The 15,751-nt window shown below is 62.0% G+C and carries 10 protein-coding genes and 1 pseudogene; 3 read left to right on the top strand and 8 right to left on the bottom strand.

The features are described 5' to 3' along the window. The first annotated feature begins 59 nt into the window (after window positions 1-59). The 3 genes and pseudogenes from KQH60_RS08610 to KQH60_RS08600 all read left to right on the top strand — a co-directional run. Entirely contained in the window at window positions 60-4,490 is a 4,431-nt protein-coding gene (locus KQH60_RS08610; RefSeq protein WP_237576036.1) for a SpvB/TcaC N-terminal domain-containing protein, read from the top strand. A 39-nt stretch (window positions 4,491-4,529) separates the two neighbouring features. Beyond that, entirely contained in the window at window positions 4,530-7,823 is a 3,294-nt protein-coding gene (locus KQH60_RS08605; RefSeq protein ID WP_237576035.1) for an RHS repeat-associated core domain-containing protein, read from the top strand. A gap of 142 nt (window positions 7,824-7,965) precedes the next feature. Beyond that, window positions 7,966-8,374, top strand: a pseudogene (locus tag KQH60_RS08600) (hypothetical protein); the annotation flags it as partial. A gap of 386 nt (window positions 8,375-8,760) precedes the next feature. Here the strand turns inward: KQH60_RS08600 and KQH60_RS08595 are convergent. The 8 genes from KQH60_RS08595 to KQH60_RS08560 form a co-directional block, all read right to left on the bottom strand. Next, window positions 8,761-9,180: a biopolymer transporter ExbD gene (locus KQH60_RS08595; RefSeq protein WP_237576034.1), complete on the bottom strand. Its 420-nt coding sequence runs from the start codon at window positions 9,178-9,180 to the stop codon at window positions 8,761-8,763. 13 nt (window positions 9,181-9,193) lie between these two features. Continuing rightward, window positions 9,194-9,928: a MotA/TolQ/ExbB proton channel family protein gene (locus KQH60_RS08590; RefSeq protein WP_237576033.1), complete on the bottom strand. Its 735-nt coding sequence runs from the start codon at window positions 9,926-9,928 to the stop codon at window positions 9,194-9,196. A gap of 96 nt (window positions 9,929-10,024) precedes the next feature. Further along, window positions 10,025-10,711, bottom strand: a complete 687-nt coding sequence (locus KQH60_RS08585) for an energy transducer TonB (protein ID WP_237576032.1) — start codon at window positions 10,709-10,711, stop codon at window positions 10,025-10,027. Between the two features lie 359 nt (window positions 10,712-11,070). Continuing rightward, on the bottom strand, window positions 11,071-11,319 hold the full coding sequence (locus KQH60_RS08580) for a bacterioferritin-associated ferredoxin (RefSeq protein WP_237576031.1): 249 nt from the start codon (window positions 11,317-11,319) through the stop codon (window positions 11,071-11,073). A 104-nt stretch (window positions 11,320-11,423) separates the two neighbouring features. Beyond that, window positions 11,424-12,287, bottom strand: coding sequence for a glutamate racemase (gene murI / locus KQH60_RS08575; RefSeq protein ID WP_237576030.1), 864 nt, complete (start codon window positions 12,285-12,287; stop codon window positions 11,424-11,426). A gap of 27 nt (window positions 12,288-12,314) precedes the next feature. Then, window positions 12,315-12,794: a bacterioferritin gene (gene bfr, locus KQH60_RS08570; RefSeq protein WP_237576029.1), complete on the bottom strand. Its 480-nt coding sequence runs from the start codon at window positions 12,792-12,794 to the stop codon at window positions 12,315-12,317. Window positions 12,795-12,906: 112 nt separating this feature from the next. Next, entirely contained in the window at window positions 12,907-14,430 is a 1,524-nt protein-coding gene (locus tag KQH60_RS08565) for a fumarate hydratase (protein ID WP_237576028.1), read from the bottom strand. 47 nt (window positions 14,431-14,477) lie between these two features. After that, complete coding sequence (locus KQH60_RS08560; RefSeq protein WP_237576027.1) at window positions 14,478-15,050, bottom strand: TIGR00645 family protein; 573 nt, start codon at window positions 15,048-15,050, stop codon at window positions 14,478-14,480. Between the last annotated feature and the right edge of the window lie 701 nt (window positions 15,051-15,751).

The following is a 15,751-nucleotide window of genomic DNA, read 5'->3' as shown; positions in this document are numbered from 1 at the left end:
CCCTCGTTGGGCGCGGCCTGGAGGATGAAAAGTACTTTAGTATCTCTCAGGAGTCAGCTATGTCAGTGCAGTCAGCTTCCGATGTCGCCTTATCTGAGCCGACGCTACCCAAAGGCGGTGGAGCCATGCGTGGGCTGGGCGAGGCGTTCGGGCCGGTTGACTCGTCGGGCGTCGCGACGATGACGCTGCCGTTGCCCGTGTCGGCCGGTCGTGGCTACGCGCCGCAACTGGCATTGCGCTATGCGAGCGGCAGTGGCAATGGCCCGTTTGGTGTCGGATGGCAACTCGGGCTGACCAGCATTGGGCGACACACAGCTCGCGGCACGCCGCAATACGGCGACGACGACGCATTCGTCGGCCCTGGCGGCGACGTACTCGAGCCGGAGCGCGATGCCGATGGCGCTGTAGTGCCACCTGCTGAGGTCAGTACCTATAACGGCCTAAGATTAGACGACACCTACCAGGTGGCGCGTTACTTTCCGCGCATCGAGCGCGGTTTTGCGCGCATCGAGCATTGGATTGGCAAAGCGGGCGGCGGTGACTTCTGGCTCGTGCATGACGCGAGCGGTGATCTGCATTGCTTTGGCAAAACAACCGCAGCCCGCATTGCCGATCCAGCGCAACCGTCGCACATCGCGGTGTGGTTGCTTGAAGAATCGGTCTCGCCCAACGGGCAACACATTGGGTATGGGTACAAGCCGGAGGATGACGCCGGTGTCGACCTGCAACGCAGTGAAGCGAGGCGTGACCATACCGCCCATCGCTACCTTGCTCAAGTGAACTACGGCAACGTGTTGGCAGCCGACGCACTGTATCTGTTCACCTCATCGACGCTGGATGATGAGCCATGGTTGTTCTCGCTCGTGCTCGATTACGGCGAGCGTGGCACCGACCCGCAAACCCGGCCACCGTGGTTGGCGACTGCGCATTGGCCGGTCCGGCGCGATGCGTTTTCGCGCTACGACTACGGATTCGAAGTGCGCTGTCACCGTTTATGTCGTCAGGCGCTGATGTTTCATCACTTTCCGGATGAACTGGGCGAGCCCGCCACGCTAGTCGCCCGGCTGCTGTTCGAGTATGACGAGAATCCGGTGCTCACTCGGCTCGTTGGCGTGCAACGGCTTGCTTATGAGCGAGACGGCACGCTGCAATCACTGCCGCCGCTAGAGCTCGATTACACGCCGTTCGACGCTTCGGTGTCATCGGGCCAGTGGCAGCCATCTGAACTCTTTCCCGGATTGAACAACGCGCATCCGTACCAGCTAGTGGATTTGCACGGCGAAGGCATCGCTGGCATCTTGTATCGAGTGGGCTCCCTCTGGTATTACCGGGCGCCAATGCGGGCTAGCGACGGCCGCGATGTGGTGACCTATGACGCGTGGCGACCGCTGCCCGAGATCCCGTCACTGCAGTCATCGGCGATGGCACTGACAGATATCAACGGCGACGGCAGGCTGGACTGGCTTGTTACGCAGCCGGGTCTGGCTGGCTACTTTAGCCTGGCGCCCGACGGCACTTGGTCGACCTTTACGCCGTTCTCGGCGTTGCCCGTTGAGTTTTTCAGCCAGCAGGCGACGCTGGCCGATTTGATGGGCGCGGGGCTGTCCGACGTAGCGCTCATTGGCCCCAAGAGCGTGCGCCTGTACGCGAACAAGCGGCACGGTTTTGCGCCCGGCATCGACGTGGAGCAGGCATCGACACTTCCCATTGCCGGGCGCGATGCGCGGGAGGTGGTGGCGTTTTGCGACCTGCTCGGCTCTGGCCAGCAACACCTGATCCGCATTCGCTGCGATGAGGTGACGGTCTGGCCGAACCTTGGGCGGGGTCACTTTGGACAGCCGTTCATCTTTGCGTCATTGCCGTTCAATGCACAGCAATTTGATCCTGCCTGCGTGTATCTAGCGGATCTGGATGGATCGGGCGCGGCCGATTTGTTATATGCGCAAAGCGACCACATCCGTATTTTCTTCAATCAATCGGGCAATGGGTTCGCACCGCCCGTCGATTTGGCCTTGCCGTCGGGCGTGCGCTTTGACCGGCTCTGTGCGCTCAGCGTGGCGGATATCCAAGGGCAGGGCATGGCCAGCGTCGTGCTATCGGTGCCCCATCCGAGCCCGAAGCATTGGCGCTACGATTTCGCCCGTGCTAAGCCCTATTTGATGAACGTCATTAACAACAACATGGGGATGGCGCACCGGATTGTTTATCGCAGCTCGGCTCAGGAATGGCTTGATGAAAAGCAGCAAGGCACGCGCTCAGCCAGTGGCCTGCCGTTTCCTGTGCACGTGGTGTCACGACACATCCAACTCGATGAAATTTCCGGCAATCAACGGGTCCAGCAATACTGGTATCGTCAAGGTGTCTACGACGGGCAGGAGCGGGAATTTCGTGGCTTTGGCTTCATCGAGACACAAGATACGGGTGACGATGCGAAGTCCGCGGGGCGCAACGTCAGCGAGGCACCGCCGCGGTTGACTCGAACCTGGTACCACATGGGTCGTCAGGATGACGAAACGGTATTGTACGGCGAGCCTTGGCAGGACTCTGACGCTTTCATCTGCCACCCGAGCCGTTTGACGCGATGGGATGCAAACACAAGCCAGGATGTGCTGCTCGACGATTCGGACGCGAAGCGCCGCTGGTGGCTATATCGCGCGTTAAACGGCAGTGTATTGCGCAGCGAAATCTATGGTTTGGACGGTGCGCCCCACCAGCAGGTGCCCTATCGCGTGACGGTGGCCCGTTATCAGGTGCGCGAGGTCCAAGCGGCAGGCCGCGATCACGCGCCGGTCGCCATGCCGTTGCCGCTGGAGCAGCTGGACTATGCATACGAGCGCATTGAGGGTGATCCGCAGGTCAGCCAGACGGTGACGTTGTGCATCGATGCCTATGGTGTGCCGCTGCATAGCGTGACGATCCACTATCCCCGGCGCGCCAAACCGGCGACGTCGCCTTACCCGGATACGTTGCCGCAGACCGCCTGGCACAGTTCGTACGACTCACAGCAGCAGTGCGTGCGGCTCACTGAGCAGCGCGCAAGCGTTTGGCATCTGACGCATCCTCAGCAGTGGCGGCTTGGCCTGCCGTGGCAGCAGCGCAGCAACGCGCTGACCTATGACGCGGCGCGCGTGCCGGTCGGGGGCCTGAATTTTGAAAATCTAAGCCAGGCGGATGGTTTGTTGGGTGAGGACCAGGTACGCGTATTCGGCGGTCAAAGCGTCGTCGTATACCGGGACGCAGACCCCGATGGCATGCCCGATTTTGTGGCGCTCGTTGATCACCACGAAGTCGCGGAGTTGGATCCATCGAGCCTGGCCGCGTACGACGGCTTATTCGATGAGCCGACGCTGACCGCAAAGCTCGTGGACGCCGGCTATCAGGCTTCACCCACCGTACTGGCAGTGCCCAATGCAGCGGAAGCGCCGGTGTGGGTAATCGCTAACGACTATCGCACCTACCGTGGCTCAGACAGCTTTTATGTGCCGAGCGAAGTACAAAAGACTAAGCTCACCGGTGCCACGCAGCTCTCGTACGATCCGTATTGCTGTGTGGTGACGCAGGTACAGGACGCGCTGGACAACATCACGTCGGCGCAATATGACTACCGATTCTTGCAGCCGTGGCGCATGACGGATGTTAACGACAACCACCATGAGGTGCAGTTCGATGCGATGGGCCGCGTGGTGGCAAGCACGTTCTATGGCACCGAGCAGGCGCGCGACGTGGGATTTGATTCCATTACGGTTTCGCCGGTACCCACGGGGCTGACGGTGGAGCAGGCGATCGAGCAAGCCGGGGCCTCGGCGCAGCGGGTGGCGAGCGTTCATGCGGCGGATCTGTTTGCGTGGATGGGACAGGTGTCCCGCTCAGACCTGCCGCCTGAAACGGTAGACGCATGCTGGCCGCAGCTGATCGCTGAGCGGCTGATCACGCCCCAGGGCTATATCCGTGTAAAAGGCAGGCTCGGGATACCGGCGCACTTTGCCGAACCCGTGCACCAAGCGCTTGCTCGCGCTGCACGCAATCCGGTCCACGCCGTGACGCTGACTGCTGACCGATACCCGAATGACACGGAGCAGCAAGTGCGGGTGGCCATCGCGTATACGGACGGCTTCGGCCGTGCGCTGCAGGGCTGCGCCAAGGTGCCCGGCGGGTTGGCGTGGCAGCGGACTGCCGACGGCGAGATCGTCGTCGATGCCGATGGCAAGCCCAACGAAGTGGATACCGGTTCAGCACCACGCTGGGCGGTGTCGGGGCGGATCGAGTACGACAACAAAGGTCAGCCGGTGCGCCGCTACCAACCCTACTTTATGAATGACTGGGCGTATGTCGTGGATCGCGCGATGCGCAGCTGTGGTTATGCGGACACCACCTACTACGACCCGATCGGGCGGGCGGTGCGCGTTGTGACCGCGAAGGGGTATGAGCGAAGGACGGGTGTTTATCCGTGGTTTGTCGTCAATGAAGACGAAAACGACACGGCCGGTTAATCTTGCCACGGCACGGTGGACCAACACGAAAGGTATGCGATGAACGAAACCAACTGGGAAAACGTCTGTCAAGGCACGCCGGTGATACAGGTGATGGATAACCGCGGGTTGGGCATTCGCACGCTTCACTACAATCGCGACAGCAGCACGTCGGCGTTGGACGAGCGCGTGAGTGTGGCGCAATACACGGAAGGGGGACATCTGCTGTCGATGGCCGATGCGCGTTTCTTTGACGCGCAGCAGCACGATCCGATGGTGGCCCCGAATGTGCGCTGCGTCAGCTCATTGAGCGGTCGTGCGTTGCGTCGTGACAGTGTGGACGCGGGGTTGAGCGTCGCGCTGTTCGGCGTGGAAGGGCATATGGCCTGGAGCCAGGATGGTCGTGGCACCCGATGGCGGCAGGTCTGCGACGCGTTGGGGCGCCCCGTGGCCAAGTATGTTCAGGCTTCAAACGAGGCCGAGCGGTGCCACGAGCGCATCCTCTATGGCGAACAGGCGCCGCAGGCATCAGCGCATAACCTCAAAGGCCAGGTGGCATGCTATTACGATGCGGCGGGTCAGGTGCGCACCGCAGGGTACACCGTCACTGGGAAGTCATTGCAGGATACCCGGCAGTTGCTGGCCAATCGAGATATCCCGGCCAATTGGGCGGGCGAAGACGAAGCGGCGTGGGCGGCTCAACTATCGGCCGACGCGTGGACCACCGAGCGACAATACGATGCGCTGGGCGACACGGTCTGGCAAACGGATGCGAAAGGTAACCGGCAGCGCTTTCGTGTCGACGTGGTGGGTCGGCTACAGATGAGTTGGCTAAAACTAGCCAACGCGCATGACGAGCAGATCATTGTGGGTGACATCCAGTACACTGCCGCCGGTCAGCGGCTCAGCCAGACAGCCGGCAACGGCATGGTCACGACCTACGACTATGAAGCCCAAACGCAACGCCTGCTGTGCACGAACACGCGCCGCGACGATGGTACGCCGCTGCAAGCGCAGGAATATACGTATGATCCGGTTGGCAACATCCTGAGCGTCGGCGACGCCACACAGCCAACCCGCCACTTTCGCAACCAGCGAGTCGAGCCGCTGCACACATACCGCTACGACGCGCTGTACCAATTGCTGGCGGCCAGCGGACGAGAGAACGCCCCGGCTGGCCGTCAGGGGCTGGGCCTGCCGACACCGCAGCGCGATTCGATCAATTTAACCCACTACACCCGCAGCTATACGTACGATCGGGGAGGCAACCTTACCGCGATCCGGCATCAAGGCCAGGGGGCCAACGCTTATCGCAACGACATCGTGATCGCGACCCGAAGCAACCACGGTGTCGCGCAGACTGAACAGGGCAATTTGCGCCCGGAAGACATCGACAATGGCGATTTTTTTGATCGTAATGGCAACGGTTTGCAATTGCAGCCGGGCCAGTCCATTGGGTGGAACGAGCGCAACCAGTTGAGGCAGGTGACGATCATCGATCGCGGCAGCGATGATGATAACGACCGGGAAACATACGGCTACGATGGCAGCGGGATGCGAGTGTGGAAACAGCGTCGCACGAAGGCCGGTAGCACATGGCGGACCGAAGAGGTGATCTACCTGCCGGGCTTGGAGCTTCGCACGACACGCGTGGGCGAGAACGTCGAAGAGGCACTGGACGTGGTTTCTGCTGCAGACGGCGCGGTGCGCGTGTTGCACTGGCGTGCCGGGCAGCCCACACAGATACCGAACGACCAGTACCGCTGGAGCGTGAGCAATCCGATCGGCTCGGTGAACCTGGAGTTGGACAGTGACGCGCGCATTCTGACGCGTGAGGAATACTACCCGTATGGCGGCACCGCGGTGTGGGGCGGCAACGATTACGAAGTGAAATATAAGTTCGTCCGCTACTCCGGTAAGGAGCGCGATGCGACGGGCTTGTATTACTACGGCTACCGCTATTACCAGCCGTGGTTGGGGCGCTGGGCGAGTGCCGATCCAGCAGGACCGGTTGATGGTCTGAACCTTTACGCGATGGTTAGAAATAATCCCATCAACCATGCGGATCCGAATGGGTTAAAGGCGTCGAATTGGCAGCTATTTAAAACAGCGGCAAAAAAACATCTTCCGAAACTAGGGGGGTGGGCCGCCCCGATAGCAGGGGCTGGCCTCTTGGCGTTGGGCGTGTCTGCCCCAATTGTCGGCGGGATCATGACTGCTGCGGGAGTGATTTACGGAGGCTATCAAATCTATAAAGCCGTACAGCGATTCAGACGCGGCGACGCAGGGGATGCGACCCGGCGTAGCCAGGAAGCTGTCATTGCGACGGCGTCCCCCAAGCAACTGAGTTTCTTGGGCAAAGTCGGCAGGGCATTGCGCTGGGGAGGGGCTGCTGCCGCGGTGGCGGGGGGCATTGCCGCGTTGGTCGGCGCAGCGCCGCTTGTTGTGGCGGGCGTGGGTGTTGCCGCGGCCATTGGCGGTGCGGTATTTGCAGTGAGGGCCGCCTCACGGCTTGCACGAAGACATGCGGCTCATCAGGCTCACCAGATCCAACGGGAGGGTGGCGGTATCGTAAGTTACGGCGCTCGTTCTGCGGCCACCACGTTTGTGTCAGCCGAGATGCATGGTGCCTCGCATACTGGGGCCGCGGTGGCGATGGCCGGTACCGCGCCGATTTCAGTTTTAGGGTGGGCGGAACAGAACCCTGAAGCGAGCATAGCCGGTGCGCATGCGGGCGGTGTGGCTGTGGGGGAATATGAAAGTATTTCACGAGCCGTTGGCGTGAGCACAGCTTCTGATATACCGGCGCTCGTTGGCACGGCATTGGGCGGTGGCGCAATGGGCTATCTACACGGCCAGCTTGAGGGGGCCACAGAAGTGGGGCAGGCGGCTGGAGCGATGGCACGCCAAACGCGGGCTCGGCTTTGGCTGGGATTCGATGCCATCAATGCGTACACCCGGAGTTTGGGCGAATCCATATTCGATACCGGGGTTTCGTTGGTTCGAGATGTCGCCCATTCTATGGGGCTGACTGGTGGGCGCTCATGGGGAGGACGGGCTGCCCAATTCGGGTGGCGTGTGACAGGCTGGTTGCTGGGGAACCGGATCAGGGCGGCGGCAGGATACGCGATTGGCGGTGCCGTTTTAGGTGCAGTGGGAATCGGTGCGCTCCCAGCGAGCACCGGTGCGATAACATTTGCCACTGCAGCGGGCGGGGCCGCTTACGGAGGGTATCACGCCCTGCCTGAGGGCGGGTTGGTCTCAGGTATGCGACGCATGGCCACCGGAGCGATCAATAGGGTGACGACTCAGTGGCTGACGTTTCCTAACCTGGGCACCAGTTCAATAGCTTGAAATCGAGTCGTTAGCCGGAGGAATTTATCTTCACGATCTCTTTGATAGGGTCTACATTAACGTAGTCATACGGATTAAGTGAAAGCATGGCAACGACGACTGTTGTATTACGTGGCTTGAGTGGGAACTTCAGCGGTTCAAGTCGGCCGCCGAAGACGTGTTCCGCGTCGACTTGAAGGCGACGGATGGCACCACCAGCGGCGCAATCCTCACTCAGGGCGAATCGGACCTCGCGCGCCAGTGGTTTCCGGGGTGGGATGAACCGGCGTTCCGGCCAACCTATGAAGTGAGCGCCGACGTGCCGAGCAATTGGAGGGGCGTGTCCAATGCGGCAGAGCGGCCGCCGATGGACATTCCTGGAGATCGCGGCGGGCCTGAAATCATCGGCATTCCCGGTTCAGCCCAACTTCAATGCGTACGCGTCCAATGACTTCATACTGGGTGCGGGCACGTTTGTCTATGATAAGGGCGGCCAGGTGCTCAAGATGATCGAGGGCTATCTGGGCGAGCAGGTGCTGCGCGGCGCGTTGCAGTCCTATTTGGCCGATTTCCGACGCGCCTGACTAACCTGAAGCTGGAAGCCAAGTTGCTCGTGGAGGCAAGACTGGCTGATGTTTCGCGCCAAACCAGCATCGATTCGATTGGGCCCGCGCCGGCGGCACAGCTGCTGCGTAGGCTGCGCCGTGACACGGCGGGCTTTGCGCAGCCGCGCGTTGAGCGTCGCGTGCCGCGCTTGCTGGGTCCGGTCAAGCCGCGGCCCAGCGTCCGATAGGCGGCAAAGTAGCCCCTAGCCGTTGGCCGGGGGGTAGGGTTGCCCGGGCTCAGGACGTGCGCGTCATGCCGTCATGGTGAAAGGCGGCATGACGCACCGTGTTCTCGGACAACCTTAAGCTTCTGCCGATTGGTCACCCTGGTCGGTCGGCTCGGTTGCTTCGAATCAATGTGCTTTGGGCTCGGTCACGAACCCGATCTTGGCCAACCCGCTCGATTGCGCATAGGACATCACGTCGGCGACACGCTCGTATGCGACTTTGCGATCGGCTCGCAGATGCAGTTCCGGCTGCGGGTTGGTCTGCGCGACGGCGGCGATCTTGCGTTGTAACTCAGCGTCGGACACTCTGACGTCATCCCAGAACAGGGTGCCATCGGCATTGACCGACACCGTGACGTGCACGGGCCGCACGTCCTGCCGCTGGCTGCTTGCGTGCGGCAGGTCGAGCTTGACTGCGTGCTGGATCGCCGGAATCGTCACAATGAAGATGATCAGCAGCACGAGCATGACGTCGACCAACGGCGTCATGTTGATCTCGTTCATCAGCCCGTCGTCAGCGTCGTGCGCAAAGGGAGTCATTGCCATTGTCGTACCCCGCTCATTTGCCAGCGGTGGCCAGCCGCGGGCCTTCGCTGCGCTGGAGCGTCGAGGACAATCGTTCGCCTGTTACGAAGTACGCGTGCAGTCCATGCGCGAAGCGATTCAGCTTGGTCACCACGGCCTTGTTCGAGCGGGTCAGCGCGTTGTAGCCGAGCACCGCGGGAATCGCGACGAACAGACCGAATGCCGTCATGATCAGCGATTCGCCCACCGGTCCCGCAACCTTGTCGATTGACGTGTCGCCGGTCGCCCCGATCGTCAGCAGCGCATGATAAATGCCCCATACGGTGCCGAACAGGCCGACGAATGGTGCGGTGCTGCCGACCGATGCGAGGATCGCCAGCCCACTCTGCATCTGGGCGACGCAGTCGTCCATGGTGTCCTTTAGGCAGCGCGTTATCCAGTCCGAAAGGTCCATCCGGTCATGCAGGTGAGGCTGGCTCTTGTGGTGATGGTCGGCGGCTTCCTTGCCGGACAGCGCGAGTGCGACGAACGGGTTATCGGCAGCGCTGGAGCCGGTCGAGCCGAGCTTCATGAGACCTTCGGTGAAATTGTCGGAATGCCAGAACTGCTGCTCGATGTTACGCGTCACGCGTCGCAACCGCAGCGCGTTCCATCCTTTGATTAGGATCACGCTCCACGACAGCACTGACATGATCAATAGCGTGACCGCGATGCCGCGCGTGACGAAATCTCCTTGTGCCCACACGTGGGCCATACCGTAGTTCTGCATAGTGTTTCCTTCGTATCCTCGTTATCAGTGACGCTGTTGAGCGGGCGGACTCGGCAATGGGCACCGTCGGCGCGGCATCAGCCATCGCGGTGCTGCTCAGTCGCTCAGATTGAACACGTACGGCTGGTCGGCCGTGACCCGAATCGGTTGCCCATTTTCGATGTACGGCCGGCACGTGCTGGCTAGCGCAGCGTTGCGCGCGGCGTCATCCAATCGATCATAACCGCTGCTTTTCTTGATCGTGGCCCGCTCCACCTTGCCGTCCAGACCGACGACCAGGTTGATGATCACCGTGCCCGTTTCCTCGCGTCGTCTGGACAGCACGGGGTAATCGGGCCGCACGATTTGGCAGTCGAGCTTGGCGACGCCCTTGGGTGCGCCTTGCGCGACGACCGAGTGAGGGCTCGGCGCGGGTGACGCGGGTTCGGCGACGGGTGCTGGTGCGGGCGCTGCCGGGGACGCCGGCGCTGTAGGTACCGATTGCGATGGAGTATCACGTACCGGCATCGGCGGCGTAGGTGCCGGCGCAGGATTTTTGACAACGGGCTTGGGACTGGGCCGCGGCATGACCACGGACTTGGGCTGGGGCTTCGGGTTGGGGGCGGGCGCAGGCGTCGGCGTGGATTGCACTGCGACCGGTGCCGGCGGGGCCAGCAGTTCGGCCATGATCGGCCGGGACTCGACCGTCACGGTCGGGACGGTATCGGCACGCCCATAAGCTAGCCACGCGATCACGCCGGCATGAAGCAGTGCCACTGCGGCGAGCGTGCTCGTGTAGTGCACGACGGGGCGCGATTTTATCGGCGAGGCTGCACTGGAGCGCAGTGCTCTAGCCGAACTGGGGGAAACCCGCATATTAGCGTTGGCCGATGACAGATACACGGGGGGCACGACGTGGACAATGGCCGGCTTTGCTTCGACGCGGGCTGCAGTGTGCCGGGCTCAGCGTCGGAAAATCAGAAAAGAGATGCATAGCGTTGTCGCGAATCCAAGCAGCAGTTCCATGAAGCCCTCCGGGCGCAAGGCGAGGTAGCGAGGTAACGTGGCTGGCTCGCGCGTCGCGCTGGCTTGCACGGAGAAGGACGGACCCAGGCAGAACCGACGCGGCATCGGGCCGCAGCCCAGCACGGCATCAACCCGCGTCAGGCCGCCTTGCGTTCGTAAAACGCAACCGGTACCGGTGCCATATGACGTGCCGGGTGAGCGCCGGGGCCGCACAGGCTTGGGCACGCGCCGCAGGCGGCAACCAGGTCGCGCACGGTTTCCTCACACTTGCCGCAGCACGTTGCCACGCCCAACTCGAATTGCAACTCGTCGAACGTCGATGCACCGGACTCCAGCGATGCACGGATAGTACGATCGGAAACAGACTTGCACACGCAGACGATCATGATGCGCTGACAGCTAACGTTAATGCGAATTATTATCATTCTTTGTGGCGACGTGCGCAAGCGCGATCGATGATTTTTTGTAACAGCAGTCGGCTGGCCTTGCGTCAGGCTGGTGCGTCGAAATAAATCGGTTTCGACGCTATTTCGACGTGTTCGGCGGCCACATCGACGCCGAGCAGTTGCCAAGCGATGCGGGTCAATTGCGGGGCGTCGCCTGTGGTGACGAGTCGCAACGGCGCTGGCGCAAGTGTCGGCTCGGCGTGCGCAGCGGCCGGGCCAGCGTGGATCAGCAACTGCAAGTCGGTCAGCCGCCGCACCAGTTGACGCGCGATCGCGTCGCCGGTGTCGATGATGTGGAGCCGGTCGGCGGTGATCATACGCACCGCATCCAGCAGAAATGGATAATGGGTGCAACCCAGCACCAGCGTGTCGGCGCTGGCGTCCAAGATCGGCTGCAGACACGCGGACAGACGCTGCATGACGACCGGCGAACCGATGTCGCCCGCCTCGATGGCATCGACCAGGCCATGGCCCGCCTGGCACACGAATCGGCAATCGCTGCCGTACTGGGCGAGCAGCGCGTTGAAGCGCGCGCTCTTGAGCGTGCTGGCGGTCGCCAGTACGCCGGCCACGCGGGTGCGCGACTGCAATGCGGCAGGCTTGATGCCTGGCTCGACGCCGATGATCGGCAGCTGCAGCCGCTCGCGCAGCATCGATACGGTATGCGCGGTGGCGGTGTTGCAGGCCACCACAATCGCCTTCACATGTTGCGTCGCGAGCCACCGGCCGATGCTCAGCGTGCGCGCCGCGATGAACGTGTCGTCGCGCTCGCCATACGGCGCGTAGCGGGAATCGGCGCAATACAGCAGCGCCTCGTTCGGTAACGCCGCACGGATCGCGCGCAGCACCGACAAGCCCCCGACTCCGGAGTCGAACACGCCGATCGGCGCCGCGTTGCGCATCGTCATCCTCACCGTGCTGGTGGCGGCCGCAGCTTACGATTGGACGGCCGCCATCATGGACTGCTGGTAATTCTGGATGCCCACCTTGTTGATTAACTCAAGTTGTGTCTCGAGCCAATCGATGTGCTCTTCCGTGTCGTCCAGGATGCGGCGGAAGATTTCGCGTGACACATAGTCCTGCACGGACTCGCAATACGCGATCGCTTCCTTGCAGGTCGCTTGCGACGCCAGTTCGAGCTTCAGGTCGCATTCAAGGATTTCCTGCGTAGTCTCGCCGACCAGTAGCTTGTGCAGATCCTGCAGATTCGGCAAGCCATCGAGCATGAATACGCGCTCGATCAGCCAGTCGGCGTGCTTCATTTCACCGATTGACTCGTCGTATTCGTGCTTGCCTAGTTTGTCCAGCCCCCAGTGCCGGTACATCCGCGCATGCAGAAAGTACTGGTTGATCGCTGTCAGTTCGTTCTTCAACTGAGCGTTCAGATATTCGATGACTTTTTTGTCGCCTTGCATGATCGGTTCCTTGTTGGGGACAGGCACGGACGGTGTGCAAGTCATTGATCGAACAGAGCAGTCCGTTGCCTGCTAAATGTGAAGCTGCGCCGCTGCGCGGCCCGCCGATCCGCTACGCGGCCGCAATTGAAAACTTGCCGATCCTGGCCTGCCATTCCTTCGGGCCAGTCTGATGGACCGATGTACCGTTGGAATCGACCGCCACGGTGACCGGCATGTCCTTGACCTCGAACTCGTAGATGGCCTCCATCCCGAGATCCTCGAACGCGACCACGCGCGAGTTGCGGATTGCCTTGGACACGAGATACGCGGCGCCGCCGACCGCCATCAGGTAAGCAGCTTTGTGCTGCTTGATCGCATCGATCGCGATCGGGCCGCGCTCGGCCTTGCCAATCATCGAAATGAGGCCGGTCCGCGCGAGCATCATCTCGGTGAACTTGTCCATCCGCGTCGCGGTTGTCGGGCCGGCGGGGCCGACGACTTCGTCGCGCACCGGATCGACCGGGCCGACATAATAAATCACGCGGTTCGTGAAGTCGACCGGCAGCGGCTGGCCGTTGGCCAGCATGTCCGCAATGCGCTTATGCGCGGCATCGCGTCCGGTTAGCATTTTGCCCGAGAGCAACAGTGTCTGGCCCGGTTTCCAGTTGGCGACTTGCTCGCGCGTCAGCGTATCGAGGTCCACGCGCTGGCTGGTCTCAGTGTTCGGCTGCCAACGCACATTGGGCCATGCATCCAGCGGTGGGGGGACCAGCCGCGCGACGCCGGAGCCGTCGAGCGTGAAGTGCGCATGGCGGGTCGCCGCGCAGTTCGGGATGATCGCGATCGGCTTGCTGGCCGCGTGCGTGGGCGCCGCCATGATCTTCACGTCCAGCACAGTCGACAGGCCACCCAGCCCTTGTGCGCCAATGCCCAGCGCGTTGACCTTCTCGTGCAACTCGATGCGCAGTTCCTCAATCCAGTCGCGTGGCCCGCGGGCGATCACATCTTGAATGTCGATCGGACCCATTAGCGATTCCTTCGCCATCAACACTGCCTTCTCGGCGGTGCCGCCGATGCCGATGCCGAGCATGCCCGGTGGGCACCAGCCGGCACCCATCGTCGGTACAGTCTTGAGCACCCAGTCAACGATCGAATCGGACGGGTTCAGCATCGCCAACTTTGACTTGTTCTCTGAGCCGCCACCCTTGGCTGCCACCTGCACGTCGAGTGTGTCGCCTGGAACGATCTCATAGTGGATTACTGCTGGCGTGTTGTCTCGGGTGTTCTTGCGCGCACCTTCGGGCGGGTTGACGATCGAGGCGCGCAGCACGTTGTCCGGGTGCGTGTAGCCGCGCCGCACGCCTTCGTTGATCATATCCGTCACGCTCATCGTCGCGCCATCCCAGCGTACGTCCATGCCGACCTTGACGAACACCGTGACGATGCCGGTGTCCTGGCAGATTGGGCGGCGCCCCTCAGCGCACATCCGGCTGTTAGTGAGGATCTGCGCGATCGCGTCCTTCGCTGCCGGGCTTTGCTCGCGCTCGTAGGCGCGGCCCAGCGCCTGGATATAATCCAGCGGATGGTAGTAGCTGATGTATTGCAGCGCATCGGCAATGCTTTGGATCAGGTCTTCCTGCTTGATGACTGTCATGGTGCTTTTCTCATGGGGGCCGCATCGGTTGGCGGCGGAATCAACGCTCAATCGTGGGTCGAAGCGGCTACTGAAACAGGAACATGCGGCGCGTGCGATGTGAGCCGGTCCACCCAGGCCATCACGAGCGCCGACAGCAGGAACGCGGCGTGGATTAGCACCTGCCACATCACCGCCTGCGACGAATGCTGGTCGGGATCGATGAAGGTCTTGAGCAAGTGGATCGACGAGATGCTGATCAGCGCCATCGATAGCTTGACCTTCAGCACGCCGGCATTGACGTGGTCGAGCCACTCCGGTTCGTCCGGGTGGCCCTCCAGACCCAGTCGCGACACGAACGTCTCGTAGCCGCCGATGATCACCATGATCAGCAAATTCGAGATCATCACGACGTCGATCAGCCCGAGCACCACCAGCATCACATTGGTCTCGGTCAGCGACGCCGCGTGCGATACCAGGTGCCAAAGCTCCTTGAGGAATAGGAACACGTAGATGGCTTGTGCGAGGATCAGGCCCAGGTACAGGGGCAGTTGCAGCCAGCGGCTGAAGAAGATCAGCGATGGCAGCGCGCGCATACGGCGCGGCCCAGACGGCGAAAATGGCGGGTGACTGGAAGGCATCGTGCAGCTGAATAAACGGTGTCGCACTGCCCGTGCACGCGCGCGGGCAGGGGCGAACGCCAGGGTGGGACCAAAAACGCAGTCATTGTACCGCGTCGCAGTAGAATTGCCGCGGCGCGCCCGGCTTGGCCGATTGGCGCGGCACGCTTGGCTCACGCGCGGGCGACGGGGCACGACGCGATCGACGGGACGTGAGCTGGCCACATGCTGGCCAACGCCATGCCGGCGACCACGCATACCAGCGCGCGCCCGTGCGCTGCGCTCGGACGCTCGCCAAGAAAGGCGAGCTCGTATGCATCGTCCAGAGCACGCCGATCGCGCTTATGAACCGCCGTAACGCGAAGACCGGCACCGGAACGAATGCGATGACGCTCTTGCGAATGTCAACATGGGTGCCGACGAGTAGCTTCGCGGATAGCGGCAAGCGTGCGTAGCGGTTCACTGCGGGAACACGGCGAATCTGATGCCGTTTAGCTTCTTCTTAATTGAGCAAGCATTGTAGAGTTCTGGGTAAGCGCTAGCAAGCACGTGGGTCGATGCGGTGCAGCGACCGTCTTTGCTGCGGTGCAGCAGCGTCAGTTGTGAGTAAGGCGATAGGCTTATCGTAAAGTGCGTATGACTTTGCAGGCCGGGCGGCAGCGCGACACTGCGCCGCCCGGCCGCTGGTCACAGGCGGGGGCGGAGACACTCACGCCGATGTG

Origin of the sequence: Mycetohabitans sp. B8, from assembly GCF_021991875.1 — a bacterium.
GTDB lineage: Bacteria > Pseudomonadota > Gammaproteobacteria > Burkholderiales > Burkholderiaceae > Mycetohabitans.
Note: the sequence above shows the minus strand (reverse complement) of the source record. Positions and strands in the feature narration are given on the sequence as shown.

Coding starts and splice junctions, on each gene's coding strand:
- KQH60_RS08580 (WP_237576031.1), bottom strand. CDS start 11,319: ATGATCGTCTGCGTGTGCAAGTCTGTTTCCGATCGTACTATCCGTGCA.
- KQH60_RS08605 (WP_237576035.1), top strand. CDS start 4,530: ATGAACGAAACCAACTGGGAAAACGTCTGTCAAGGCACGCCGGTGATA.
- KQH60_RS08595 (WP_237576034.1), bottom strand. CDS start 9,180: ATGGCAATGACTCCCTTTGCGCACGACGCTGACGACGGGCTGATGAAC.
- KQH60_RS08565 (WP_237576028.1), bottom strand. CDS start 14,430: ATGACAGTCATCAAGCAGGAAGACCTGATCCAAAGCATTGCCGATGCG.
- KQH60_RS08560 (WP_237576027.1), bottom strand. CDS start 15,050: ATGCCTTCCAGTCACCCGCCATTTTCGCCGTCTGGGCCGCGCCGTATG.
- murI (WP_237576030.1), bottom strand. CDS start 12,287: ATGACGATGCGCAACGCGGCGCCGATCGGCGTGTTCGACTCCGGAGTC.
- bfr (WP_237576029.1), bottom strand. CDS start 12,794: ATGCAAGGCGACAAAAAAGTCATCGAATATCTGAACGCTCAGTTGAAG.
- KQH60_RS08590 (WP_237576033.1), bottom strand. CDS start 9,928: ATGCAGAACTACGGTATGGCCCACGTGTGGGCACAAGGAGATTTCGTC.
- KQH60_RS08610 (WP_237576036.1), top strand. CDS start 60: ATGTCAGTGCAGTCAGCTTCCGATGTCGCCTTATCTGAGCCGACGCTA.